23 protein-coding genes, 1 tRNA gene and 1 pseudogene are annotated in these 26,207 nt (G+C 63.4%); 24 read left to right on the top strand and 1 reads right to left on the bottom strand.

The genetic code is table 11. The features are described 5' to 3' along the window. Positions 1-33 precede the first annotated feature (33 nt). The 3 genes from DWV00_RS22745 to DWV00_RS22735 all read left to right on the top strand — a co-directional run bounded on the left by DWV00_RS22745 (position 34) and on the right by DWV00_RS22735 (position 3,542). Positions 34-672, top strand: a complete 639-nt coding sequence (locus DWV00_RS22745; RefSeq protein WP_115535884.1) for a phosphatidylserine decarboxylase — start codon at positions 34-36, stop codon at positions 670-672. 20 nt (positions 673-692) lie between these two features. Next, entirely contained in the window at positions 693-1,577 is an 885-nt protein-coding gene (gene pssA, locus DWV00_RS22740) for a CDP-diacylglycerol--serine O-phosphatidyltransferase (RefSeq protein ID WP_115535883.1), read from the top strand. A gap of 420 nt (positions 1,578-1,997) precedes the next feature. Further along, positions 1,998-3,542: a 2-isopropylmalate synthase gene (locus tag DWV00_RS22735; RefSeq protein WP_115535882.1), complete on the top strand. Its 1,545-nt coding sequence runs from the start codon at positions 1,998-2,000 to the stop codon at positions 3,540-3,542. A 131-nt stretch (positions 3,543-3,673) separates the two neighbouring features. Here the strand turns inward: DWV00_RS22735 and DWV00_RS22730 are convergent, their stop codons facing one another. Continuing rightward, the gene (locus DWV00_RS22730) at positions 3,674-4,177 is read right to left on the bottom strand and encodes a hypothetical protein (RefSeq protein ID WP_115535881.1); all 504 of its coding nucleotides are present in this window, start codon (positions 4,175-4,177) and stop codon (positions 3,674-3,676) included. A 249-nt stretch (positions 4,178-4,426) separates the two neighbouring features. Between DWV00_RS22730 and DWV00_RS22725 the strand changes: the two genes are divergently transcribed. The 21 genes and pseudogenes from DWV00_RS22725 (at position 4,427) to DWV00_RS22625 (ending at position 26,206) form a co-directional block, all read left to right on the top strand. Further along, positions 4,427-5,752, top strand: coding sequence for a branched-chain amino acid ABC transporter substrate-binding protein (locus DWV00_RS22725; RefSeq protein WP_115535880.1), 1,326 nt, complete (start codon positions 4,427-4,429; stop codon positions 5,750-5,752). 131 nt (positions 5,753-5,883) lie between these two features. After that, complete coding sequence (rpsO, locus tag DWV00_RS22720) at positions 5,884-6,153, top strand: 30S ribosomal protein S15 (RefSeq protein ID WP_115535879.1); 270 nt, start codon at positions 5,884-5,886, stop codon at positions 6,151-6,153. Between the two features lie 403 nt (positions 6,154-6,556). Then, positions 6,557-8,704 (top strand): polyribonucleotide nucleotidyltransferase, encoded by a 2,148-nt coding sequence (gene pnp, locus DWV00_RS22715; protein WP_115535878.1) that lies wholly within the window; start codon positions 6,557-6,559, stop codon positions 8,702-8,704. Positions 8,705-8,815: 111 nt separating this feature from the next. After that, the gene (locus DWV00_RS22710) at positions 8,816-9,835 is read left to right on the top strand and encodes an NAD(P)H-quinone oxidoreductase (RefSeq protein ID WP_115535877.1); all 1,020 of its coding nucleotides are present in this window, start codon (positions 8,816-8,818) and stop codon (positions 9,833-9,835) included. Between the two features lie 268 nt (positions 9,836-10,103). Next, positions 10,104-10,920, top strand: a pseudogene (locus DWV00_RS22705) (FAD-binding oxidoreductase). A gap of 192 nt (positions 10,921-11,112) precedes the next feature. Beyond that, positions 11,113-11,892 (top strand): triose-phosphate isomerase, encoded by a 780-nt coding sequence (gene tpiA / locus DWV00_RS22700; protein WP_115535876.1) that lies wholly within the window; start codon positions 11,113-11,115, stop codon positions 11,890-11,892. 78 nt (positions 11,893-11,970) lie between these two features. Then, a complete protein-coding gene (secG, locus tag DWV00_RS22695) occupies positions 11,971-12,339 on the top strand; it encodes a preprotein translocase subunit SecG (RefSeq protein ID WP_115535875.1) in 369 nt (122 codons plus the stop codon). A gap of 120 nt (positions 12,340-12,459) precedes the next feature. Next, positions 12,460-12,544: transfer RNA gene (locus tag DWV00_RS22690), tRNA-Leu, on the top strand. Between the two features lie 174 nt (positions 12,545-12,718). After that, positions 12,719-13,078, top strand: a complete 360-nt coding sequence (locus DWV00_RS22685; RefSeq protein WP_115535874.1) for an NADH-quinone oxidoreductase subunit A — start codon at positions 12,719-12,721, stop codon at positions 13,076-13,078. Positions 13,079-13,143: 65 nt separating this feature from the next. Continuing rightward, positions 13,144-13,623 carry a NuoB/complex I 20 kDa subunit family protein gene (locus tag DWV00_RS22680; RefSeq protein WP_006052903.1) on the top strand — a complete coding sequence of 160 codons (480 nt, stop codon included), beginning with the start codon at positions 13,144-13,146 and terminating at the stop codon, positions 13,621-13,623. A 19-nt stretch (positions 13,624-13,642) separates the two neighbouring features. Then, positions 13,643-14,245 (top strand): NADH-quinone oxidoreductase subunit C, encoded by a 603-nt coding sequence (locus tag DWV00_RS22675; protein ID WP_115535873.1) that lies wholly within the window; start codon positions 13,643-13,645, stop codon positions 14,243-14,245. A gap of 9 nt (positions 14,246-14,254) precedes the next feature. Next, a complete protein-coding gene (locus DWV00_RS22670) occupies positions 14,255-15,508 on the top strand; it encodes an NADH-quinone oxidoreductase subunit D (RefSeq protein ID WP_115535872.1) in 1,254 nt (417 codons plus the stop codon). A 132-nt stretch (positions 15,509-15,640) separates the two neighbouring features. Further along, the gene (gene nuoE, locus DWV00_RS22665; protein ID WP_115535871.1) at positions 15,641-16,126 is read left to right on the top strand and encodes an NADH-quinone oxidoreductase subunit NuoE; all 486 of its coding nucleotides are present in this window, start codon (positions 15,641-15,643) and stop codon (positions 16,124-16,126) included. After that, a complete protein-coding gene (gene nuoF / locus DWV00_RS22660) occupies positions 16,123-17,451 on the top strand; it encodes an NADH-quinone oxidoreductase subunit NuoF (protein ID WP_115535870.1) in 1,329 nt (442 codons plus the stop codon). Before nuoE ends, nuoF begins: the two co-directional genes overlap by 4 nt. A gap of 116 nt (positions 17,452-17,567) precedes the next feature. Further along, entirely contained in the window at positions 17,568-19,898 is a 2,331-nt protein-coding gene (gene nuoG / locus DWV00_RS22655; protein WP_115535869.1) for an NADH-quinone oxidoreductase subunit NuoG, read from the top strand. Further along, positions 19,899-20,963, top strand: coding sequence for an NADH-quinone oxidoreductase subunit NuoH (gene nuoH, locus DWV00_RS22650; protein WP_115535868.1), 1,065 nt, complete (start codon positions 19,899-19,901; stop codon positions 20,961-20,963). A gap of 18 nt (positions 20,964-20,981) precedes the next feature. After that, complete coding sequence (gene nuoI / locus DWV00_RS22645; RefSeq protein WP_115535867.1) at positions 20,982-21,470, top strand: NADH-quinone oxidoreductase subunit NuoI; 489 nt, start codon at positions 20,982-20,984, stop codon at positions 21,468-21,470. A 130-nt stretch (positions 21,471-21,600) separates the two neighbouring features. Beyond that, positions 21,601-22,272, top strand: a complete 672-nt coding sequence (locus DWV00_RS22640) for an NADH-quinone oxidoreductase subunit J (protein ID WP_115535866.1) — start codon at positions 21,601-21,603, stop codon at positions 22,270-22,272. Positions 22,273-22,289: 17 nt separating this feature from the next. Continuing rightward, complete coding sequence (gene nuoK, locus DWV00_RS22635; RefSeq protein ID WP_102646422.1) at positions 22,290-22,595, top strand: NADH-quinone oxidoreductase subunit NuoK; 306 nt, start codon at positions 22,290-22,292, stop codon at positions 22,593-22,595. Between the two features lie 17 nt (positions 22,596-22,612). Next, positions 22,613-24,700 carry an NADH-quinone oxidoreductase subunit L gene (nuoL, locus tag DWV00_RS22630; RefSeq protein ID WP_115535865.1) on the top strand — a complete coding sequence of 696 codons (2,088 nt, stop codon included), beginning with the start codon at positions 22,613-22,615 and terminating at the stop codon, positions 24,698-24,700. Positions 24,701-24,715: 15 nt separating this feature from the next. Beyond that, entirely contained in the window at positions 24,716-26,206 is a 1,491-nt protein-coding gene (locus DWV00_RS22625) for an NADH-quinone oxidoreductase subunit M (RefSeq protein WP_115535864.1), read from the top strand. Position 26,207: the final 1 nt, after the last annotated feature.

Raw genomic sequence — 26,207 nt, 5'->3', positions numbered from 1 at the left:
TCCTACTGGTTTTCCAAAAGATCGAAACAATCCATGAATTACCCACATCCGATCATCGCGCGCGAAGGCTGGCCGTTCATCGCGATTGCCGCCGTCGTCGCGCTGTTGATCCATGCGGTCGCGGGGTTCGGTTTTGCCTGGCCGTTCTGGCTGATCCTGATTTTCGTCGTGCAGTTCTTCCGCGATCCGCCGCGCCCGATTCCGACGCAAGACAATGCCGTGCTGTGCCCGGCGGACGGCCGCATCGTCGCCGTGGAAACCACGCGGGATCCGTACGCCGATCGTGAGGCGCTGAAGATCAGCGTGTTCATGAACGTTTTCAACGTGCACTCGCAGCGTTCGCCCGTCGATGGTGCGATCTCCAAGGTCGAATACTTTCCCGGCGCGTACCTGAATGCCGCGATCGAGAAGGCGTCGCTCGAGAACGAGCGCAACGCGATCGTGCTGCAGACGGCGAGCGGCCATACGGTCACGTCGGTGCAGATCGCCGGCCTCATCGCGCGCCGCATTCTCTGTTACGTCCGCGCCGGCGAGCCGCTCTCGCGTGGCCAGCGCTACGGGTTCATCCGTTTTGGCTCGCGCGTCGATGTTTATCTGCCGCTCGGCAGCCGTGCGAAGGTGTCGATCGGCGAGAAGGTGTTCGCCTCGTCGACGATTCTCGCCGAGCTTTGACGCGACGGCAGGAGGGTTCGATGGCCGCTTTCAAACGTCGCCCGCGCTCCGGCACCACGCCGATGCCGCGTTCGTTCCGGCGCAATCCGTTTCGCCGCAACAAGGCGCTCGGCGTCGATTCGGCGCCTGCCGAGAATCGGCGCGCCGCACGCCAGAAGTTTCTGCGCACGCGCGGCATCTATCTGTTGCCCAATGCGTTTACCACCGCGGCGCTCTTCTGCGGCTTCTTCGCCGTCGTGCAGGCGATGAACGTGCGCTTCGAAATCGCGGCGATCGCGATTTTCGTGGCGATGGTGCTCGACGGCATGGACGGACGCGTCGCCCGCATGACGCACACGCAAAGCGCGTTCGGCGAGCAGTTCGACAGCCTGTCCGACATGGTCTCGTTCGGCGTGGCGCCCGCGCTCGTCATGTACGAGTGGGTGCTCAAGGATCTCGGGCGCTGGGGCTGGCTTGCCGCGTTCGTTTATTGCTCGGGCGCGGCGCTGCGGCTCGCGCGCTTCAATACGAACATCGGCGTGGTCGACAAGCGCTTCTTCCAAGGTTTGCCGAGCCCCGCTGCGGCGGCGCTGATTGCCGGCTTCGTCTGGCTCGCGACCGACAACCGCGTCCCGCTCAAGCTCGTCTGGCTACCGTGGGTCGCGTTCGCGCTGACGGTCTATGCAGGTGTCACGATGGTGTCGAACGCGCCGTTCTACAGCGGCAAGGCGCTCGACGTGCGCCATCGCGTGCCGTTCGCGGCGATCCTGCTCGTGGTCGTCGCGTTCGTGCTCGTCTCGTCCGATCCGCCGCTGATGCTGTTCGGCCTGTTCGTCTTGTACGGGCTGTCCGGCTACGCGTTCTGGGGCTACATGGCCGTGCGCGGACGCGATAATCCGGCTCGCTCCATCCCGCACGCTCATTAGGGCCAGAGTGAAGATCGTGAGCCGCAAATCTTGAAATGCGGCTCACGAAATGAGCCGTATGCGGACGTCGATGTGCCGGGGTGCCGCGTGGCGGTTCGTTTGCGTGAGTCGTTTGAACGGTTTGAACGCTGTCGCGGCGGTCGGATCCGTTGCCGCCGCCGTTGTAGGACAGCCGATTGCGCGATGACCGGAATGCCGCTATAGTCGGCGACATGTCGATTTTGACCTTTCCCCTTCTATCCCTTCTCGCCGGTGCGCCTCTACGCGCGCTAGCACTAGCGCGCCTACCGCGCTGATCGTTTTCGCCCCCCGTCTGCCTCGTTCGTTGTTTGGCGTCGCCTGCGGTGGCGCGAACGCCCGAATTCCGTTTTCCGACTCTCCCAAGCATTGCGAACGCAAACCTCCCCCTGGAGACATGAAATGGCAGACAAGCTGATTATTTTCGACACGACGTTGCGTGACGGCGAGCAGTCGCCCGGTGCGTCGATGACGAAAGAAGAGAAGATCCGCATCGCGAAGCAGCTCGAGCGGATGAAGGTCGACGTGATCGAGGCCGGTTTCGCGGCCAGCTCGAACGGCGACTTCGACGCGATCAACACGATCGCCTCGCTGATCAAGGACAGCACGGTTTGCTCGCTCGCGCGCGCGAACGACAAGGACATCCAGCGGGCCGCCGATGCGTTGAAGCCGGCCGATCACTTCCGCATCCACACGTTCATCGCGACGTCTCCGCTGCATATGGAAAAAAAGCTGCGCATGACGCCGGAGCAGGTCTACGAGCAGGCGCGCCTGGCCGTGCGCTTCGCGCGTAAATTCACGAACGACGTCGAGTTCTCGCCCGAGGACGGCAGCCGTTCGGACATGGATTTCCTGTGCCGGGTGCTGGAAGCGGTGATCGCCGAAGGCGCGACGACGATCAACATCGCCGACACCGTCGGCTATGGCGTGCCCGAACTCTACGGCCAACTCGTCAAGACGCTGCGCGAGCGCATCCCGAACTCCGATAAGGCGGTCTTCTCGGTGCACTGCCACAACGATCTCGGCATGGCGGTGGCGAACTCGCTGGCCGGCGTGAAGATCGGCGGTGCGCGCCAGGTCGAATGCACGATCAACGGTCTCGGCGAACGCGCGGGCAACACGGCGCTCGAGGAAATCGTGATGTCCGTGAAAACGCGCAAGGACTACTTCGGTCTCGACCTCGGCATCGATACGTCGCAGATCGTGCCGGCGTCCAAGCTCGTGTCGCAGATCACCGGCTTCGTCGTCCAGCCGAACAAGGCTGTGGTCGGCGCGAACGCATTCGCGCATGCGTCGGGCATTCATCAGGACGGCGTGCTCAAGGCGCGCGACACCTACGAAATCATGCGCGCGGAAGACGTGGGCTGGTCCGCCAACAAGATCGTCCTCGGCAAGCTTTCCGGCCGCAACGCCTTCAAGCAGCGTCTGCAGGAACTCGGGATCGCACTCGACAGCGAGACCGAACTCAATCAAGCCTTCGCGCGCTTCAAGGAACTGGCGGACCGCAAGGCCGATATCTTCGACGAGGACATCATCGCGATCGTCTCCGAGGAATCGGCCGCTGCACAGGCGCGCGAGCATTACCAGTTCGTCTCGCTGGCCCAGCATTCGGAAACGGGCGAGCGTCCGCACGCGCGCATCGTGTTCTCGGTGGACGGCAAGGAAACGGTGGGCGAAGCGCGCGGCAACGGGCCCGTCGACGCGACCCTGGCCGCCATCGAAAGCGAAGTCGGCAGCGGCTCGGAACTGTTGCTGTACTCGGTGAACGCGATCACGACGGGGACGCAGGCGCAGGGTGAAGTGACGGTGCGCTTGTCCAAGAGCGGCCGCATTGTCAACGGCGTCGGCACGGACCCGGACATTGTGGCCGCTTCCGCGAAGGCCTACATCTCGGCGCTGAACAAGCTCTACGCGAACGTCGAGAAGGTCAACGCGCAGGGCATTTGAGCGGGGAGGCGCGCCGGGGCGCGCCTCATAAAAACCCCTCGTCGGCTCGAACCGCACCCCAAAAGTTGGACGCCCATCCAACCTTTGGGGTGTTTTTCATGGCGAGGCTTTTGTTCGGCTGGCGTGCCGCTTCACCACATCCGATCGTGCTCGGGCTCGTGCAGCGGATCGGGCGTCTTTTGCGTGAGGCGCAGGATCCCCTGCGGGTCGAAATAGAAGCTGTACATCTGGTACCAGGCGTTGGCTTCGAGATAGCGGTAGGTCCAGACTTCGCGCTTCATCAGCGGGAAGTACGACGTTTCGACCGGGCGGCCGAAATTGACGAGCACGTCTCGCTTCGTCCACGTCCCGATCTGCGCTTTGTAGAACTCGTTGGGCTGCAGCACCTGCCTCACGGACAGCACCTTGCCCGACGCATCGACGTCGGCCGCCGTCGTGGTTTCGCCCATCGGCTGTGTCGGCCACATCAGCCGCTTGCCGCCGTCGGGCAGATCATAGATTTCCCGCGGCGGCCCGAGGCGGGCGATCACCGCCGATTGATCCTCACCGGCCGTGAAACCCTGCCACGGCTGCGCGCACCCCGCGAGCACAAAGGCTGCCGCGCAGGCGAGTGCGGCGGAAAGACGCTTGGACATGAATTCCTCCGATAACTCCCACGAGCGGCGTTTTATCACGGGCCCGCCTTCTTTGGACAGGGGCGGCGCACAAAGATTTGCACACGTGCGTCGCGGCGGGCGCAGCACACCGGTGTCGCGGGCCCAGCGGGGGTGTAGCGCGAGGGCGCAGCAACGCACGAACGTAGCGCTTTACCGTACGGCGCGCTTGCGGGCCGGTGCCCGCGCGGCCTAATATCCGCCCATTTCGATTGCGGCAAGGAACGAACGATGACGGGTAAATGGACGAAGTGGGCGGCGATGGCCGGCGCCGTATGCACTCTTGCGGCGCCGATCGCGCGTGCGGCGAACGCGGCCGAGCCGTTGGCCGGCGCGCCGATCCGCCTGGCGCTGATCGAGGGGATGTCGGGCCCGTTCGCCGACGCGGGCGCGGCGGTCGAGCGCAACGTGCGCTTCGCGATCGAGCGCGTCAATGCGCGCGGCGGCGTGAAGCTGCCGGACGGCGCACATCCGCTCGAGCTCGTCGTGCTCGACAGCCAGGGCAGCGTCGAGCAGGCGCTCGTCCAGCTGCGCGCCGCCGAGGACCAGCATATCCCGTTCGTCCTGCAGGGCAATAGCTCGGCGGTCGCGGGCGCGCTCGTGTCGGCGATCGACAAGCACAATGCGCGCGAGCCGGACAATCGCGAACTGTTTTTGAACTACTCGGCCGACGATCCCGCACTCACGGGCTCGGCCTGCAGCTTTTGGCATTTCCGTTTCGACGCCCACGCCGGCATGCGGATGAACGCGCTCGCCGACGTCATCGCGCGCGACAAGGCGGTGAAGCACGTGTACTTGCTGAATCAGGACTACAGCTTCGGCCACGACGTCAGCACGCTCGCGCGGGCCGCCCTCGCGGCGCGGCGGCCCGACATCTCGATCGTCGGCGACGAATTCCATCCGATCGGCCGCGTCAAGGATTTCACGCCTTATATCGCCAAGCTGCGCGCGAGCGGCGCCGACGCCGTCGTGACGGGCAACTGGGGGAACGATCTCGCGCTGCTCGTGAAGGCCGCGCGCGAGCAGGGCTTCGCCGGCAAGTTCTATACGTTCTACGGCAATAGCCTCGACGCGCCGGCCGCGATCGGCGAAGCGGGCGTGAAGCGTGTGGTGGCCGTCGCCGACTGGCACCCGAACGCGGGCACGGCCGCGCCCATGGACGAGCGCTTGCCGCATGCCAATGCGGCAGCCTCCGACGCCTATTACGCGGCGTTCCGAGCCCGTTTCCCGGCCGCGCACGACGATTACGCGCTCGCGCGGATCGACGTGATGGTCGACATGCTCGCCAATGCGGTCGAGCAGGCGCACGGGACCGACGCCGCGGCGGTCGGCAAGGCGCTCGAAGGAGCGAAGTTCGATAACGGTTTCGATCGGGCCTGGATGCGCGCCGACGATCATCAACTGATCCAGCCCCTTTATGTAATCGAGATGGACAAGGCCGGTACGCCGGGCGTGCGTTTCGACAACGAGGGCTCCGGCTATGGTTTTCGCACGGTGCTGGCGCTGCCGCCGGAGCGAACCGAGACGCCGAGCGAGTGCCGCATGAAGCGGCCGTAGGAGAAGGGAGCTCAAGGGCGGGGCCGGGTAGCCGCGCCGCGGCTTTCGGTTGTGCTACAATGCGCCCTTTCGTCGTAACCCACGGCACGGCCTTTCTTCCGTGACCGCCTGTTTGTTTTAAAGGAAATCAAATGTCGGTAGCTGATATCAAGAAGTCTGAAGTCGTCGCGCAATTCGCACGCGGCACGAACGACACGGGTTCGCCCGAAGTCCAAGTTGCGCTGCTTACGTCGCGCATCAACGAGTTGACGCTGCACTTCAAGGCGCACTCGAAGGATCACCACAGCCGCCGCGGTCTGCTGCGCATGGTGAGCCGTCGTCGTAAGCTGCTCGACTACCTGAAGGGCAAGGATGCCGACCGTTACCGTTCGCTGATCGAAAAGCTGGGCCTGCGCAAGTAATTGGCGGCCACCGCTTGATGCGAAATGCCTGTGTCAGTGCGCTGATACAGGCATTTGTTTTTTGTTGTCGGCATTTTCATCGATGTCGTTTCGCGGCGGTCATGGCGGTTTCCGTCATGACATGCACGGCACGCGCCATGCGCGCGCCAGGCGTACGTGACGTAACAAGGCCCAGGTGCGCATTTACCGCGCCCCGGGGTTGCTTCACAGCAGTTGGCAAAGGCGGGCAGAGCTTTGTGTCATTCCAGCGCGGCGAGACGGCCGCACGAATCGCCGAGCGCGGCGCTGGAATGGCATAACACTACTCTTCCCGCAGGTGCGCCGGCTGTCGGCGCCGCCCGCCGATGCGGCTTGCATCGCGGCGGCGATCCCAACATAGATGAGAAGACAGAAGGAGTGACTCATGTCCATGTTCAATAAGATCGTCAAAGAATTCAAATGGGGGCAGCATAACGTTCGCCTCGAGACGGGCGAGGTCGCCCGCCAAGCTTCGGGCGCCGTCATCGTCGACATCGAAGATACCGTCGTGCTCGCGACCGTCGTCGGCGCGAAGACGGCCAAGCCCGGTCAGGACTTTTTCCCGCTGACCGTCGACTACATCGAAAAGACGTACTCGGCCGGCAAGATCCCGGGCGGTTTCTTCCGTCGCGAAGGCCGCCCGTCGGAGCACGAAACGCTGACGTCGCGCTTGATCGACCGTCCGCTGCGCCCGCTCTTCCCGGAAGGCTTCTACAACGAAGTCCAAGTCGTCATTCATGTGCTGTCGATCAATCCGGAAGTGCCGGCCGACATCGCCGCGCTGATCGGCTCGTCGGCCGCGCTCGCCGTGTCGGGGCTGCCGTTCAACGGTCCCGTCGGCGCTGCCCGCGTCGGCTACATCAACAACGAATATGTGTTGAACCCGACGCGCAGCCAGCAAAAGGAATCGAGCCTGGATCTCGTCGTCGCCGGCACCGAGCGTGCCGTGCTGATGGTCGAATCGGAAGCCGATCAGCTGCCGGAAGACGTGATGCTCGGCGCGGTCGTGTTCGGTCATGAGCAACTGCAAACGGCGATCGACGCGATTCACGAACTCGTGCGCGAAGGCGGCAAGCCCGAATGGGATTGGCAGCCGGCGCCGAAGGACGAAGCGCTGATCGCGCGCGTGACCGAGATCGCCCAGGGCGAACTCGTCGCCGCCTACCAGCTGCGCAACAAGCAGCAGCGTTCGACGAAGCTGAAGGAAGTCTACGCCGCGACGAGCGCCAAGCTCGAAGAGCAGACCGCGGCAGCGGGTCAAGCCCCGGCCGACAAGACCGCCGTCGGAAACATCCTGTTCGACATCGAAGCGAAGATCGTTCGCAGCCAGATCCTGAACGGCGAGCCGCGCATCGACGGCCGCGACACGCGCACGGTGCGCCCGATCGAAATCCGCACGGGCGTGCTGCCCCGCACGCACGGTTCGGCGCTGTTCACGCGCGGCGAAACGCAAGCGCTCGTCGTGGCGACGCTTGGCACGAAGGGCGACGAGCAAATCATCGACGCGCTCGAAGGCGAATACCGCGAGCGCTTCATGCTCCACTACAACATGCCGCCGTTCGCGACGGGCGAAACGGGCCGCGTCGGCACGCCGAAGCGCCGCGAAATCGGCCACGGCCGCCTGGCCAAGCGCGCGCTCGTCGCGTGCCTGCCGAGCGCCGAGGAGTTTGGCTATTCCATCCGCGTCGTGTCGGAAATCACGGAATCGAACGGTTCGTCGTCGATGGCTTCCGTCTGCGGCGGCTGCCTCGCGCTGATGGATGCCGGCGTGCCGATGAAGGCGCACGTCGCGGGCATCGCGATGGGCCTGATCCTCGACGGCAACAAGTTCGCAGTGCTGACCGACATCCTCGGCGACGAAGATCACCTCGGCGACATGGACTTCAAGGTGGCCGGTACGGCGGACGGTGTGACGGCGCTGCAGATGGACATCAAGATCCAAGGGATCACGAAGGAAATCATGCAGGTCGCGCTGGCACAGGCGAAGGAAGGCCGCATGCATATCCTCGGCAAGATGAAGGACGCCGTGGCCGGTGCGAACACCGAGCTGTCGGAGTTCGCGCCGCGCATGATCACGATCAAGATCAACCCCGAGAAGATCCGCGACGTGATCGGCAAGGGCGGTTCGGTGATCCGCGCGCTGACGGAAGAAACGGGCACGACGATCGACATCTCCGACGACGGCGTCGTGACGATCGCAAGCACGAGCAGCGAAGGGATGGCCGAGGCGAAGCGCCGCATCGAGAACATCACGGCCGAGATCGAAGTCGGGCAAGTTTATGAAGGCACCGTGCTCAAGCTGCTCGAGTTCGGCGCGATCGTGAACATCCTGCCGGGCAAGGACGGCCTGCTGCACATCTCCGAGATCGCGAACGAGCGCATCAAGGACATCAAGGATTACTTGACCGAAGGCCAGCATGTGAAGGTCAAGGTCATCCAGACGGATGAAAAGGGCCGCGTGCGTCTGTCGGCGAAGGCACTGCTGAACGAAGGCGGCAACGGCGCCGCTCCTTCGGAGCCGACGCCGCAGTAAAGCGTCGTACTCCCTCAGCCTAAAACGGCCGGCCGCCTTCCAAGCGCGCCGGCCGTTTTTTCATCAGAATAGTGCTATCCATTTTCGCTGTGCGACTGCCTCGGAGGCGATGTGAAAGCGATTGAAATTACGGAGTTCGGCGGGCCCGAAGTGCTCGCGCTTGCCGAGCGGCCCGACCCGGTGCCCGGAAACGGCGAAGTGCTCGTCAAGGTCTCGGCGTCGGGCGTGAATCGCCCCGACGTGTTTCAGCGCAAGGGTGCTTATGCGCCGCCGCCGGGCGCGTCCGATTTGCCGGGGCTCGAGATCGCCGGCGAAATCGTCGGCGGAAATCTCGACGCCAAGCACAACCCGTTCGGCCTCAAGGTCGGCGATCGCGTCTGCGCGCTGCTTGCCGGCGGTGGCTATGCGCAGTACGTGAGCGTTCCGCTCGCGCAGTGCCTGCCGGTCCCGGCGGGACTGACCGACGTCGAAGCGGCGTCGTTGCCCGAAACGTTCTTCACCGTTTGGAGCAACGTCTTCGATCGCGCGCTGCTCGGCGCGGGCGAGGGCGGCGCGAACGAAACGATGCTGGTTCAGGGTGGATCGAGCGGCATCGGCGTCGCGGCCATCCAAATCGCGCATGCGCTCGGATTCCGCGTGTTCGCCACGGCCGGGACGGCCGAGAAGTGCAAGGCATGCGAGGCGCTCGGGGCCGACCGTGCGATCGACTATAAAACCGAGGATTTCGTCGAAGTCGTGAAATCGCTGACGAACGACCGCGGCGTCGACGTCATTCTCGACATGGTGGCGGGCGGCTACGTGCCGCGCGAGTTGTCCGCGCTGGCCGACGGCGGCCGGCTCGTCATCATCGCACTGCTCGGCGGCGCGAAAGCCGAACTCAATCTCGCCGAGGTGCTGCGGCGGCGCCTGACGGTGACGGGCTCGACACTGCGTCCGCGTTCGATCGACTTCAAGGCGAGGATCGCCGCGCAACTGAAGGCGCGCGTATGGCCGCTGATCGAGGACGGCCGCGTCAAGCCGATCGTCTATCGCGTGCTGCCCGCGCGCGCGGCGAGCGAAGCTCACGCGCTGATGGAGAGCGGCGAGCACATCGGCAAGATCGTCTTGGACTGGAGCGCCGAATCCGAGTGAAACGCGCTGTTCGCGCCAGCCGGCATCCGTCCGACGTTTCAAGTGGTTGATCGCGCGGACCTTTCTCCCCGGGGCGCTTTGTCGCCCGCATCAACGATGCCAGCGGTTCATGCGCCGCGCATATGACCGCAGCGTGCGTTCATTTCTCGATCGTGCTTTGGACTTCGCCGATCGCGCACTATCACTGGTTACGGTGCGATCTTTCGTGATGCTTTCATCGACATGAAAAATCGCTGAGTTCCATCCTCGATCGTGCGCGGAGGGTCCCATGGCCGATTCGACGATGAGTGCAATAGAGGATCTGAAGGGCGCGATCCGCGGGCAAGTCTTGCAGCAAGGCGACGCCGGCTACGACGAGGCCCGGCGGATATGGAATGCGATGATCGACCGCCGCCCGGACGTCATCGTCCGCTGCGCCGGTGTCGCCGATGTCCGCCGCGCCGTGAACTTCGCGCGGGAGCGGGGCTGGCTGCTGGCGGTGCGCGGCGGCGGACACAACATCGCGGGCAGCGCCGTCTGTGACGGTGGATTGGCGATCGATCTATCGCCGATGAAATCGGTTCGTATCGATCCGCTCGCCTGCCGTGCTTACGTCGAGCCGGGCGTCACGCTGGGCGAGTTCGATCACGAGGCGCAGGCGTTCGGGCTCGCGCAATTACTGGAAGTCGCACAACTTCGCTGAACTGCCCGACGGGCTGTTCGATGCGGTGATGACGGCGATTGCCGTTTTGCCTTCGCCCCAATGCGAGATCTTTTTCGGCCAGATCGGCGGCGCGACCTGCCGTCTGCCGCCCGATGCGACCGCCTACAGCAGCCGCGACGCGAAGTACGTCATGAATGTGCATGCGCGCTGGGACGATCCGAGCGAAGACGGGCGCTGCATCGAATGGGCGCGCGGCTTTTTCGAGGCGGCCGCGCCGTTCGCGCTCGGCAGCGTCTACGTGAACTTCCTGACGCAGGAAGAAGGGGCGCGCATCGGCGCGGCATATGGCCCCAACTACGAACGCCTTGCCGCGATCAAGGCCCGCTACGACCCGGAGAATGTGTTTCGCCACAATCAAAATATCAAGCCGTCGGCGGCATAGCGCCGCCGCGTACGCCGCGGGGCGCGCTCGGCCGGATCGGCCGCGCGGCCCGTGCGCCGCCCCCGGTTTGACCGCCTCCCGCCAGACACAGTAAAATGGAGCGTTTTGCGTGCGCCTTCGCGTGTGCGCGTGGCTTGACGCGTCGTGGGCTTCATCTGCGGCGCACCTAACACACACGGACGGGCGAGACACATGGCTGAACAGCGAGTGAAGTGGGTGGTCGGCAATTGGAAGATGCATGGGCGGCTCGCGGAAAACGCGTCGCTGCTGCAGTCCGTTGCCGAGGGCACGGGTCCGCTCGCCGATGTGATCCGCATCGGCGTGTGCGTGCCGACACCTTATCTCGCGCAAGCGCAGGCGCTGCTTTCGGGCCAACCGCTGGCCTGGGGCGTGCAGGACGTTTCGACCTACACGCACGGCGCCTATACCGGTGAAGTTGCCGCCGAAATGGCGTGCGAATTCGGTGCGACGCTCGCGATCGTCGGTCACTCCGAGCGGCGTGCCTATCACGCGGAAAGCTCGGGTCTGGTGGCGGCCAAGGCGCGTCGCGCGCTCGAGGCCGGCCTCACGCCGATCGTTTGTATCGGCGAAACGCTGGACGAGCGCGAAGCGGGTACGACCGAGGCGGTCGTGGGCGCGCAGCTCGATTCGGTGTTGAATCTGCTGTCGGTCGAGGAAGCGGCGCGCATCATCATCGCGTACGAGCCCGTGTGGGCGATCGGTACGGGGCGAAGCGCCACGGCCGAACAAGCGCAGGAAGTGCATGCATTCCTGCGCGCGCGGCTCGCGCAAAAGGATGCGTCGCTGGCGCGCGTCGCTTTGTTGTATGGCGGTAGCGTGAAGCCCGAGAATGCGCAGGTGCTGTTCGGCCAGGCGGATATCGACGGCGGCCTGATCGGCGGCGCGTCGTTGAAGAGTCAAGATTTCCTCGCGATTTGCGCGGCGGCGAAGGAAGCGAGCCTGGCTCGCTGATATCTCGAACGCAAACGCGTAGCGGCGTCCGGCCCCATCCAAGTGCCGGATGCTGAAACCTCAATTTAGGTGAGTCAGATGCTGTATTTGAAAACGTTGATCATCGTCGTGCAACTGCTGTCGGCACTGGGCGTCATCGGCCTTGTGCTACTGCAGCATGGCAAGGGCGCCGACATGGGCGCGGCATTCGGCAGCGGTGCGTCGGGCAGCTTGTTCGGTGCGACCGGTTCCGCCAATTTCCTGTCCCGCACGACGGCGATCCTCGCGACGGTTTTCTTTGTGACGACGCTTGCGCTGACCTACATCGGCTCGTACAAATCGCGGCCCTCAGCGGGTGTGCTCGGTTCGATGATGGCGCCCGCCGCATCGGCCCCGGCTGCTTCGGCTCCCGTTGCTTCCGCTCCGGTGGCCGCTCCCGCGCCGTCGAGCAGCGCGGTGCCGAAGTAATAAATTTCGCATAAAGTCGCGTTTGTGCGTTGAACAATTCTGAGAAGCACGTTAGAATTTAAGTCTTGAAGCGATTCGCGGGCTACAACGAGTTTGTCCCCGATCCGGATTGCAGACAGTGCCGACGTGGTGAAATTGGTAGACACGCTATCTTGAGGGGGTAGTGGCGAAAGCTGTGCGAGTTCGAGTCTCGCCGTCGGCACCAAAGTTATCCAATGCCAGCCGCATGCTTCGCTTCGGCTGGCATTGTCACTTCTGGAGTCATGCTTACGTCTTCCATGCAGTGTATCTTGCAAAGACGTTTAGTGGATTGAAGTGATTTTCTGTAGGGATGGGACCGATCCCTACGGTACTCAGAACCAACCGAAAGAGGATAGTCTTGAACCTCGCAGCCTACTTCCCCGTATTGCTCTTCCTCCTCGTGGGCGCCGGTTTAGGCATTGCACTTGTCAGCATTGGCAAGATCCTCGCCCCAAGCCGCCCCGACAATTCCAAGAATGCGCCGTACGAGTGCGGCTTCGAAGCGTTCGAAGATGCGCGCATGAAGTTCGATGTGCGCTACTACCTCGTCGCCATCCTGTTCATCATTTTCGATATCGAAACCGCGTTCCTGTTTCCGTGGGGCGTTGCCCTGCGCGACATCGGCTGGCCCGGTTTCCTGGCGATGATGATTTTTCTCGTCGAACTGCTGCTCGGCTTCGCCTACATCTGGCGCAAGGGCGGCCTCGATTGGGAATGATGGGTTAATCGCCGGTTTCTTGCGGGCGGTGTACAGTTCGCCGTCCCGTCTGGAGTGCAAAGCAAATGAGTATCGAAGGGGTCTTGAAGGAAGGGTTTGTCACCACCACGGCCGACAAACTGATCAACTGGACACGCACGGGTTCGCTTTGGCCGATGACCTTCGGCCTGGCCTGCTGTGCGGTCGAGATGATGCACGCGGGCGCGGCCCGCTACGACCTCGACCGGTTCGGGGTCGTTTTCCGTCCTAGCCCGCGTCAGTCCGACGTGATGATCGTGGCCGGCACGCTGTGCAACAAGATGGCGCCCGCGCTGCGCAAGGTGTACGACCAAATGGCCGAGCCGCGCTGGGTGATTTCCATGGGTTCGTGCGCGAACGGTGGCGGCTACTACCACTACTCGTATTCGGTCGTGCGCGGCTGCGATCGTATCGTGCCGGTCGACGTCTATGTGCCCGGCTGCCCGCCGACGGCGGAAGCGCTGGTCTATGGCGTGATCCAGCTGCAGGCGAAGATCCGCCGCACCAACACCATCGCCCGTCAATAAGCGCAAGCTTCCCCACTCTATGGCAAGCAAACTCGAGACCCTCAAAGCGAACCTCGAGGCGGCCTTTGGCGGCCGTCTGACGAGCATCACCGAATCGGTCGGCGAGCTCACGATCGTCGTCAAGGCGGCCGACTCGCTCGAAGTCGCCAAGCGTCTGCGCGACGATCGCACGCTCGGCTTCGAACAGCTGATCGACTTGTGCGGCATCGACTATCAATCGTATGGCGACGGCGTCTACGACGGCCCCCGTTTCGCCGCCGTTTCGCATCTGCTGTCGGTGTCGAACAATTGGCGCGTGCGTCTGCGCGTGTTCGCGCCCGACGACGACATGCCGATCGTGCCGTCCTTCGTCGAGATCTGGAATTCGGCCAACTGGTACGAGCGCGAAGCGTTCGACCTGTACGGCATCGTGTTCGAAGGCCACCCCGATCTGCGCCGGATCCTGACCGATTACGGCTTCATTGGCCACCCGTTCCGCAAAGACTTCCCGGTGTCGGGCTACGTCGAAATGCGCTACGACCCGGAAGAAAAGCGCGTCGTCTACCAGCCGGTGACGATCGAGCCGCGAGAAATCACGCCGCGCGTGATTCGCGAAGATCGCTACGGCGGAATGAAACACTAAGAGGGCGCCATGGCAGAGATCAAAAACTACACGCTCAACTTCGGCCCGCAGCACCCGGCAGCGCACGGCGTGCTGCGCCTCGTGCTCGAGCTCGACGGCGAAGTGATCCAGCGTGCCGATCCGCACATCGGCCTGCTGCATCGCGCGACGGAAAAGCTCGCCGAGAACAAGACCTACATCCAATCCGTGCCGTACATGGATCGTCTCGACTACGTGTCGATGATGGTCAACGAGCACGGTTATGTGTTGGCCATCGAAAAGCTGCTCGGCATCGACGTGCCGATCCGCGCGAAGTACATCCGCGTGCTGTTCGACGAAATCACGCGCTGCCTGAACCACCTGATGTGGATCGGCGCGCATGCGCTCGACGTCGGCGCGATGGCGGTGTTCCTCTACGCGTTCCGTGAGCGCGAAGATCTGATGGACGTCTACGAGGCGGTGTCGGGTGCGCGCATGCACGCGGCCTACTATCGTCCGGGCGGCGTCTATCGCGATCTGCCTGACGCAATGCCGCAATACAAGGCGTCGAAGATTCGCAATGCGAAGGCGCTCGAGCGGATGAACGAGACGCGGCAAGGCTCGCTGCTCGACTTCATCGACGATTTCTTCAATCGCTTCCCGACCTGCATCGACGAGTACGAAACGCTGCTCACCGACAACCGGATCTGGAAGCAGCGCCTGGTCGGCATCGGCGTCGTGAGTCCGGAGCGAGCATTGCAGCTCGGTATGACGGGCGCGATGCTGCGCGGCTCGGGCGTGGAGTGGGATTTGCGCAAGAAGCAGCCGTACGAGGTGTACGATCAGCTCGATTTCGACATCCCCGTCGGTGTCAACGGCGACTGCTACGACCGCTATCTCGTGCGCGTGGAAGAAATGCGCCAATCGGTGCGCATCTGCAAGCAGTGTATCGAGTGGCTGCGCAAGAATCCGGGTCCGGTCATGACGGACAACCACAAGATTGCGCCGCCCTCGCGCGTGGGCATGAAGTCGAACATGGAAGAGCTGATTCACCACTTCAAGCTCTTCACGGAAGGGTTTCACGTGCCGGAAGGCGAAGCGTACGCGGCGGTCGAGCATCCGAAGGGCGAATTCGGCATCTACTTGGTGTCGGACGGCGCGAACAAGCCGTATCGCCTGAAGATTCGCGCGCCGGGCTATGCGCATCTGTCCGCGCTCGACGAAATGGCGCGCGGTCACATGATCGCCGACGCCGTCACCATCATCGGTACGCAGGACATCGTGTTCGGCGAAGTCGACCGGTAAGCGCCGCGCGGCGAGCCGGCAGCGAAGAGCGGATAATATGCGCCGCGCGTTGCCGGGCACGCCGGGTCTGCCGCGACGAACGAGGCGGCAGGTTTTCGTTCGGTAGGAATTGAAAGAGTTCGTGTTACCAAAATGATCTCAGCTGAAGGCCTGAAAGAAATCGATCGCGCGGTGGCGAAGTATCCCGCCGATCAGAAACAGTCCACCGTGATGTCGGCCCTGGCCGTTGCTCAGGAAGAGCACGGCTGGCTGTCGCCCGAACTCATGCAGTTCGTGGCCGACTATCTCGGCATGCCGGCCGTTGCCGTGCAGGAAGTGGCGACGTTCTACACGATGTACGAGACGTCGCCAGTCGGCAAGCACAAGATCACGCTCTGCACGAACTTGCCGTGCCAGCTCGGACCGCACGGCGGCGCCGAGGCGACGGCGGAATATCTGAAACAGAAGCTCGGCATCGACTTCGGCGAAACGACGCCCGACGGCAAGTTCACGCTCAAGGAAGGCGAGTGCTTCGGCTCGTGCGGCGACGCACCGGTGCTGCTCGTGAACAACCATCGCATGTGCAGCTTCATGAGCCGCGAGAAGATCGACGCTTTGCTCGAGGAGCTTTCGAAATGACGTCTTTGCACGACCGTCACATCAAACCCCTGATTCTGGCCGGCCTGACCGGCGAGAACTGGCATCTCGAAGATTACGTGGCGCGCGGCGGCTACAAGCAGCTGCGCCGGATCCTCGAAGAGAAGATTCCGCCCGAGCAAGTCATTGCCGACGTCAAGGCCTCGGGCCTGCGCGGCCGCGGCGGTGCTGGTTTCCCGACGGGCCTGAAGTGGAGCTTCATGCCGCGTCAATTCCCGGGGCAGAAGTACCTCGTCTGCAACTCGGACGAAGGCGAGCCGGGCACGTTCAAGGACCGCGACATCCTGCGCTGGAACCCGCACTCCCTGATCGAAGGGATGGCGATCGGCGCCTATGCGATGGGTATCACGGTCGGCTACAACTACATCCACGGCGAGATCTTCGACGTCTATCTTCGTTTCGAAGAGGCGCTCGAAGAGGCCCGCCGCGCTGGTTTGCTCGGCGATAACATCCTCGGTTCGGGCTTCTCGTTCCAGCTTCATGCGCACCACGGCTACGGCGCCTACATCTGCGGCGAAGAAACCGCGCTGCTCGAGTCGCTGGAAGGCAAGAAGGGCCAGCCTCGCTTCAAGCCGCCGTTCCCGGCGAGCTTCGGCGTGTACGGCAAGCCCACGACGATCAACAACACCGAGACGTTCGCCGCGGTGCCGTTCCTGCTGGAAATCGGGCCGCAGCAATATCTCGAGCTCGGCAAGCCGAACAACGGCGGCACGAAGATCTTCTCGGTGTCGGGCGACGTCGAGCGTCCGGGCAACTACGAAGTGCCGCTCGGCACGCCGTTCTCGACGCTGATGGATCTGGCCGGCGGCATGCGCGGCGGCAAGAAGATCAAGGCCGTGATTCCGGGCGGTTCGTCGGCGCCGGTGGTGCCGGGCGATCTGATGATGCAGACGGATCTGGACTACGATTCGATCGCGAAAGCCGGTTCGATGCTCGGTTCGGGCGCCGTCATCGTCATGGACGAAACGCGCTGCATGGTGCGCTCGCTGCTGCGCCTCTCGTACTTCTACTTCGAAGAGTCGTGCGGGCAGTGCACGCCGTGCCGGGAAGGCACGGGCTGGCTCTATCGCGTCGTGAACCGGATCGAGCATGGCCAAGGCCGCAAGGAAGATCTCGATTTGCTGAACTCGGTGGCCGAAAACATCATGGGCCGCACGATTTGCGCGCTCGGCGATGCGGCGGCGATGCCCGTGCGCGGCATGCTCAAGCACTACTGGGACGAATTCGAATATCACGTGGAGCACAAGCGTTGCCTCGTCGGTGGCCACGCGGGTGCGTCAAACGCAGCGGACGCGGTGCTCGCGTAACCGCGCCGCGCGAGCTCATCGCTTTATTCCGGCCGCCCGCCGAACGACTTTCGGCGGGCGGTTCAGCGAGCAAAAGATTGAGCGGTAACAGGATCGGTTAAGGACCATTCACCATCATGGTTGAACTTGAAATAGACGGGAAGAAGGTCGAGGTGCCCGAAGGCAGCATGGTGATCCAGGCTGCGCATAAGGTCGACACGTACATTCCTCACTTCTGCTATCACAAGAAGCTTTCGATCGCGGCGAACTGCCGCATGTGTCTCGTCGAAGTCGAGAAGATGCCGAAGGCCGTGCCGGCCTGCGCGACCCCCGTGTCCGCGGGCATGGTCGTGCGCACGACGTCCGACAAGGCCGTGAAGGCACAGCAGTCGGTGATGGAATTCCTGCTGATCAATCACCCGCTCGATTGCCCGATCTGCGATCAAGGCGGCGAGTGCCAGCTGCAGGACTTGGCCGTGGGCTACGGCAAGTCGGCTTCGCGGTACGCCGAAGAAAAACGCGTGGTGTTCCACAAGAACGTCGGCCCTTTGATTTCGATGGAAGAGATGACGCGCTGCATTCACTGCACGCGCTGCGTCCGCTTCGGCCAGGAAATCGCCGGCGTCATGGAGCTCGGCATGCTGGGCCGCGGCGAGCATTCGGAAATCACGACGTTCGTCGGCAAGACGGTCGACTCCGAGCTGTCGGGCAATATGATCGATCTGTGCCCGGTCGGCGCGCTCACGAGCAAGCCGTTCCGCTACAGCGCCCGGACGTGGGAGCTGTCGCGCCGCAAGTCGGTGAGCCCGCACGATTCCGTCGGCGCGAACCTCGTCGTGCAGAGCAAGAACAATCGCGTCATGCGCGCGCTGCCGCTCGAGAACGAAGCGATCAACGAGTGCTGGATTTCGGATAAGGATCGCTTCTCGTACGAAGGCTTGAACAGCGACGAGCGCTTGACGCAGCCGATGATCAAGCAAGGCGGCCAGTGGATCGAAACCGATTGGCAAACGGCGCTCGAATATGTCGCGAAGAGCCTGAAGGGCGTCGCGGCCGATCACGGCGCGAACCAGCTCGCATTGCTCGGCAGCGCTCACAGCACGGTCGAAGAACTGTTCCTGCTGGGGCGGCTTGCGCAAGCGGTCGGCACGCCGAACGTCGACTTCCGCCTGCGTCAGTCCGATTTCTCGTCGAAGAGCGAAGGCACGCCGTGGCTCGGCATGCCGCTGGCCGATCTGTCGACGATCGATGCCGCATTCGTGATCGGCTCGTTCCTGCGCCGCGATCATCCGTTGATGGCTTCGCGTTTGCGCCAAGCCGCTCGCAGTGGCGCGAAGCTGCATCTGATGCATGCCACCGCCGATAACTCGCTGATCCCGACCGCGAAGACGATCGTGGCTGCGCCGTCGGCGTGGGTCGATACGCTGGCCGGCATCGCCGCGGCGGTGGCCCAGCTGCGCGGTGTCGCGCTGCCGGAAGGCGCGGCGGGCGTCGAAGCGAATGCCGCGGCGCAAGAAGTGGCCGCATCGCTCGCAAACGGCGAACGCCGTGCCGTGCTGATCGGCAACAGCGCCGTCCAGCATCCCGAGTTTTCGCGTATCCATGCGCTGGCGCAATGGATTGCCGAACAAACCGGCGCGACGCTCGGCTTCCTCACGGAAGCGGCGAACACGGTCGGCGCGCATCTCGTCGGCGCGGTGCCCGGCGCGCAAGGCCTCGACGCGCACGCCGCGTTCGAGCAGCCGCGCAAGGGCTACGTGCTGCTGAACCTCGAACCCGAATTCGATACGGCCAATCCCGCGCAGGCACTGGCCGCGCTGAAACAAGCCGAAACGGTCGTCGTGCTCTCGCCGTTCAAGACGGGTCTCGACTACGCCGATGTCCTGCTGCCGATCGCGCCGTTCACGGAAACGGCCGGCGCATTCGTCAACGCCGAAGGCACGCTGCAGTCGTTCAACGGCATCGTGCGTCCGCTCGGCGAAACGCGTCCGGGCTGGAAGGTGCTGCGCGTGCTCGGCAACGTGCTGGGCTTGCCGGGCTTCGAATACGACACGGTCGAGGACGTGCGCGCCGCGGCGCTGCCCGCCGGCGTCGACGCCTCGCGCCTGAACAACCGCACGAACACGGCGGTGGCGCGCAGCGCGCAAGCGAAGACGAACGGTGCGCTCGAGCGCATCGCCGATGTCGCGATCTATCACGCCGACGCCCTCGTGCGCCGTGCCGAATCGCTGCATCTGACGATTGCTGCCCGCACGGCGAACGCGATCGGCCTGCCGGCCGCGCTGTTCGACAAGCTCGGTTTGAAGGAAGGCGACTTGGTGCGCGTGCGCCAGGGCGAGCGTGCGGTGCAAGCCGGTGCGACGCGCGATGCCGCGCTCGCGGAGACGGCCGTGCGCGTATCGGCGGGCACGCAGCTTGGCGCGGCGCTCGGCGGCTTGTTCGGTGAACTCGTGGTGGAGAAGGCGTAAATGAGCTTGTTCGATACGATCAACGCAGGCGGCGCGCAGGCGCTCGGTGCGGCGTGGCCCACGGTGTGGGCGCTCGTGCGCATCGTCGTCGTCTCCGTCGCGATTCTGCTGTGCGTGGCGTACCTCATTCTCTGGGAACGCAAGCTCATCGGCTGGATGCACGTGCGTCTCGGGCCGAATCGCGTCGGCCCCGCCGGCTTGCTGCAGCCGATTGCCGACGTCTTGAAGCTGCTGCTCAAGGAAGTGATTCAGCCGACGGCGGCCAACCGCTGGCTCTATCTGATCGCGCCGATCATGACGGTGGTGCCCGCGTTCGCGGTTTGGGCCGTCATCCCGTTCCAGGCGAAGGCGGTGCTCGGCGACATCAACGCGGGCCTGCTGTACGTGATCGCGATTTCGTCGATCGGCGTCTACGGCGTGATTCTCGCGGGCTGGGCATCGAACTCGAAGTACGCGTTCCTCGGCGCGATGCGCGCCGCGGCGCAGATGGTCTCGTACGAAGTGTCGATGGGCTTCGCGCTCGTCGTCGTGCTGATGACCTCGGGCAGCTTGAACCTGTCGGCGATCGTCGGCTCGCAAGAGCACGGCTTCTTCGCCGGGCACGGCATCACGTTCCTGTCGTGGAACTGGCTGCCGCTCTTGCCCGTGTTCGTCGTCTACTTCATCTCGGGCATCGCCGAAACGAACCGCCACCCGTTCGACGTGGTGGAAGGGGAGTCGGAAATCGTGGCCGGCCACATGATCGATTACTCGGGGATGGCGTTCGCGCTGTTCTTCCTCGCCGAGTACATCAACATGATCGTGATCTCGGCACTTGCGGCGACGCTGTTCCTCGGCGGCTGGAGCGCTCCGTTCGGCTTCCTGTCGTTCATCCCGGGCATCTTCTGGCTCGTGCTGAAGGTGTTCCTGCTGTTGTCGGTGTTCATCTGGGCGCGCGCGACGTTCCCGCGCTATCGCTATGACCAGATCATGCGTCTGGGTTGGAAGATCTTCCTGCCCGTGTGCATTCTCTGGGTGGTCGTGGTCGGCTTCTGGATCATGTCGCCGCTGAACATCTGGAAATAAAGGGAAAGGGCGAGCGAAATGAACGCTATCCAAAACTTCTTCAAGACGTTTTTCCTGACCGAGCTGCTCAAGGGGCTCGCGCTGACGGGCAAGTACACGTTCCGGCGCAAGTTCACGGTGCAGTTCCCCGAGGAAAAGACGCCGCTGTCGCCGCGCTTTCGCGGCCTGCACGCGCTGCGCCGCTATGAAAACGGCGAAGAGCGCTGCATCGCCTGCAAGCTGTGCGAAGCGGTGTGCCCGGCACTGGCCATCACGATCGAATCGGAAGTGCGCGCGGACAACACGCGCCGCACGACGCGCTACGACATCGATCTGACCAAGTGCATCTTCTGCGGATTCTGCGAGGAAAGCTGCCCCGTCGATTCGATCGTCGAGACGAGCATCCTCGAGTACCACGGCGAAAAACGCGGCGATTTGTACTTCACGAAGGACATGTTGCTCGCGGTTGGCGATCGCTACGAAACGGAAATCGCCGCCTCCAAGGCAGCCGATGCGCCGTACCGTTGAAATGCATTGAGACGTACCTGCTCGACGCGTAGTTGAGGTGACGCGGCGGTGTTCAAGCCGCCGCGGCTGGGTGTGGTTTGCGCCCGCCGCCACCCCGCCTGATTGATGAGCTAACGATGAACCGGTAATCATGGAATTCACGACCGTACTGTTTTACATCTTCGCGCTGCTCCTGACGGTGTCGGCCCTGAAGGTGGTCACGTCGCGCAACCCGGTGGGGTCGGCGCTGTTTCTCGTGCTCGCGTTCTTCAACGCGGCGGCGATCTGGATGCTGCTCGAGGCCGAATTCCTCGCGATCCTGCTCGTGCTGCTCTACGTCGGCGCGGTGATGGTGCTGTTCCTGTTCGTCGTGATGATGCTCGACATCAATCTCGACGAGCTGCGCCGCGACTTCAAGCGCTTCGTGCCTACGGCCACCATCGTCGGCGCGATCATCATCGTCGAGACGGCGCTGATCCTCTGGCACGGCTACGGTGCGACGACCACGCCGGTCGCGGCGGCCGCCGGCGCAGCCGCAGTGCCGAACACGTACCTGATCGGCAAGGTGATCTACACCGACTACGTGTTCGCTTTCGAAATCGCGGGCCTCATCCTGCTCGTCTCGATCATCGCGGCGATCGCGCTGACGGCGCGCAAGGGTAAGGACAGCAAGCGCCAGCGCGTGTCGGAACAAGTGAAGGTGCGCGCGCAGGATCGCGTGCGCATCGTGAAGATGCCGGCCGAGCGTTCGACGCTGCCGGCTACAAAGGAAGGCGCGGCAGGCGAGCCCAACGCCAACGTTGGCGCAGGCAGCGTCCGCTGAGCGTCGAGGAGAAAAACATGTTGACCCTGGCTCACTACCTCGTGCTCGGCGCGATCCTGTTTGCGATCGGCGTCGTCGGCATTTTCCTGAATCGTCGCAACGTCATCATCATCCTGATGGCGATCGAACTGATCTTGCTCGCGGTGAACACGAACTTCGTCGCGTTCTCGCACTACCTCGGCGACGTGCACGGGCAGATCTTCGTGTTCTTCGTGCTGACGGTCGCGGCAGCGGAAGCGGCGATCGGTCTCGCGATTCTCGTGACTCTGTTCCGTACCCTCGACACGATCAACGTCGAGGATCTCGATCAGCTCAAAGGTTAAATTCAGGCACTGCGGTTATGTCCACGACACTCAATGAAAACCTGCTGCTCGCGGTTCCGCTCGCACCGCTCGCCGGCTCGCTGATTGCAGGTCTAGGCGGGAAGGTGGTAGGGCGCAAGGGCAGCCACCGGGTCACGATCCTCGGCGTTCTGATCTCCTTCATCCTGTCGGCGATCGTCTTCGTCGACGTCATGCAAGGCGGGAGCTATAACGCGACCGTCTACGAATGGATGAAGGTCGGCACGCTCAAGTTCGAAATCGGCTTCCTCGTCGATTCGCTGACGGCAATGATGATGGTCGTCGTGACCTTCGTGTCGCTGATGGTGCACATCTACACCATCGGCTACATGGCGGAGGACGACGGCTACGAGCGCTTCTTCTCGTACATCTCGCTGTTCACGTTCTCGATGCTGATGCTCGTCATGAGCAACAACTTCCTGCAGCTGTTCTTCGGCTGGGAAGCGGTGGGCCTCGTGTCGTACCTGCTGATCGGCTTCTACTTCACGCGTGAGAGCGCCATCTACGCGAACATGAAGGCGTTCCTCGTGAACCGCGTCGGCGATTTCGGCTTTCTGCTCGGCATCGGCCTGATTCTGGCCTACGCCGGTTCGATGAACTACGGCGAAGTGTTCGCGAAGCGCGAGGCGCTCGCCGCGCTGGCGTTCCCGGGCACGCAATGGGGCCTGCTGACGGTCGCCTGCATCTGCTTGTTCATCGGCGCGATGGGTAAGTCGGCGCAGTTCCCGCTGCACGTCTGGCTGCCCGATTCGATGGAAGGCCCGACGCCGATCTCCGCACTGATTCACGCGGCAACGATGGTGACGGCCGGCATCTTCATGGTGACGCGCATGTCGCCGCTGTTCGAACTGTCCGATACTGCGCTGTCGTTCATCATGGTGATCGGCGCGATCACGACGCTGTTCATGGGCTTGCTGGGCGTCGTGCAAAACGACATCAAGCGCGTCGTTGCGTACTCGACGCTGTCGCAGCTCGGCTACATGACCTGCGCGCTGGGCGCTTCGGCCTACTCGGTGTCGGTGTTCCACCTGATGACGCACGCGTTCTTCAAGGCGCTGCTGTTCCTCGGTGCCGGCTCGGTCATCATCGGCATGCACCACGATCAAGACATGCGCAACATGGGCGGCCTGCGCAAGTACATGCCGATCACGTGGTTCACGTCGCTGATGGGTACGCTGGCGCTGTGCGGCACGCCGTTCTTCGCCGGCTTCTACTCGAAGGATTCGATCATCGATGCCGTGGGCCTGTCGCATCTGCCGGGCTCGGGCTTCGCGTACTTCGCGGTGGTGGCCAGCGTGTTCGTCACGGCGCTGTACTCGTTCCGTATGTACTTCATGGTGTTCCACGGTGAAGAGCGCTTCCGTCATCCGCAGGATTTCGGCAACGGCCACGGCGCCGAATCGTCGGCGCACGGCGGCAACGGTCACGACGCCCATGGACACGACGATCACGGCCATGGCCACGGTCACGACGATCACGGTCATGCGCACGAGCCGCACGAAACGCCGTGGGTGGTCTGGGTGCCGCTGGTCCTGCTGGCGATCCCGTCGGTCATCATCGGTGCGATTGCAATCGGCCCGATGATCTACGGCAACTTCTTCGCGCACGGCGTGGCGTTCGACCAGGTCGTCTTCATCGGATCGAACCACCCGGCACTCGAAGAGATGGGCAAGGAATTCCACGGCTGGCTGCCGATGGCGCTGCACTCGGTGGCGTCGCTGCCGCTGTGGCTGGCGATCGCGGGCTTCGTGACGGCGTGGTTCCTGTACCTGCAGCGTCCGGATCTGCCGCCGGTGATCCGCCGCGCGTTCGGCCCGATCTACACGCTGCTCGACAACAAGTACTACATGGACAAGATCAACGAAGTCGTTTTCGCACGCGGTGCGGTGGCCATCGGCCGCGGCCTGTGGAAGGAAGGCGACGTCGTGGTCATCGACGGTGTCGTCAACGGCAGCGCACGCTTCATCGGCTGGTTCGCGAGCGTGATTCGCTTCCTGCAATCCGGTTACATCTACCACTACGCGTTCGCCATGATCATCGGCATGCTGGGGCTCCTTACCCTGTTTGTAACGCTCGGCGGCAAATAAGGCGGGGGACACTTAATGCACTCTTTTCCGATTCTAAGTACCGCGATCTGGCTGCCGATCGTCTTCGGTCTGCTCGTTCTGGCGGTCGGTAACGACAAGAACCCCGGGCCCGCGCGCTGGCTGGCGCTGATCGGCTCGATTCTCGGCTTCCTCGTCACGCTGCCGCTCATCAGCGGCTTCGATACGACGAGCGCCGCGCTGCAGTTCGTCGAGCAGGCGAACTGGATCGACCGCTTCCACATCACGTATCACCTCGGGGTCGACGGCATCTCGATGTGGTTCGTCGTGCTGACCGCCTTGATCACCCCGATCGTCGTGATCGCGGGCTGGGAAGTCATCACCGAGCACGTGTCGCAGTACATGGCCGCGTTCCTGATCCTCTCGGGGATCATGATCGGCGTGTTCTCGGCGGCAGACGGCCTGCTGTTCTACGTCTTCTTCGAAGCGACGCTGATCCCGATGTACCTGATCATCGGCGTGTGGGGCGGCCCGAACCGGATCTACGCCGCGTTCAAGTTCTTCCTCTACACGCTCGCCGGCTCGCTGCTGATGCTGGTCGCGCTGATCTACCTGTACGTTCAGACCGGCACGTTCGATCTGGCCCACTGGCAGACCGCGCAGATCGCGATGACGCCGCAGATATTGCTGTTCATCGCCTTCTTCCTCGCGTTCGCGGTGAAGGTGCCGATGTGGCCGGTGCACACGTGGTTGCCTGACGCCCACGTGGAAGCGCCGACGGGCGGCTCGGTCGTGCTGGCCGCGATCATGCTGAAGCTCGGCGCATACGGTTTCCTGCGTTTCTCGCTGCCGATCGCACCCGATGCGAGCCATGCGCTGGCGCCGGTCGTCATTACGCTGTCGCTGATCGCCGTGATCTACATCGGTCTCGTCGCGATGGTGCAGGCGGACATGAAGAAGCTCGTCGCGTATTCGTCGATCGCGCACATGGGCTTCGTCACGCTCGGCTTCTTCATCTTCAATCAGCTCGGCGTCGAAGGCGCGATCGTGCAGATGATCTCGCACGGTTTCGTGTCGGGCGCGATGTTCCTTTGCATCGGCGTGCTCTACGACCGCATGCACTCGCGCCAGATCGCCGATTACGGCGGCGTCGTGAACGTGATGCCGAAGTTCGCGGCACTCGTGATGCTGTTCTCCATGGCCAACTGCGGCCTGCCGGGTACCTCGGGTTTCGTCGGCGAGTTCATGGTCATCCTGGCATCGGTCCAGTTCAACTTCTGGATCGCGTTCGGTGCCGCGTTCACGCTGATTCTCGGCGCGGCCTACACGCTGTGGATGTACAAGCGCGTGTACTTCGGCGCGGTGACGAACGACCACGTGAAGGAACTGAAGGACATCAACTGCCGCGAATATCTGATTCTCGGCGTGCTGGCCGCGCTGACGCTGTTCATGGGCGTGTATCCGAAGCCCTTCACCGATGTGATGCACGCTTCAGTGGACAACCTCCTGACTCACGTCGCGCAGTCGAAGCTGCCGGTGTCTCAGTAAC

It is taken from the genome of Trinickia dinghuensis, assembly GCF_003367175.1.
Taxonomy (GTDB): Bacteria; Pseudomonadota; Gammaproteobacteria; order Burkholderiales; family Burkholderiaceae; genus Trinickia; species Trinickia dinghuensis.
This window is presented reverse-complemented; position numbering and strand designations above follow the sequence as displayed.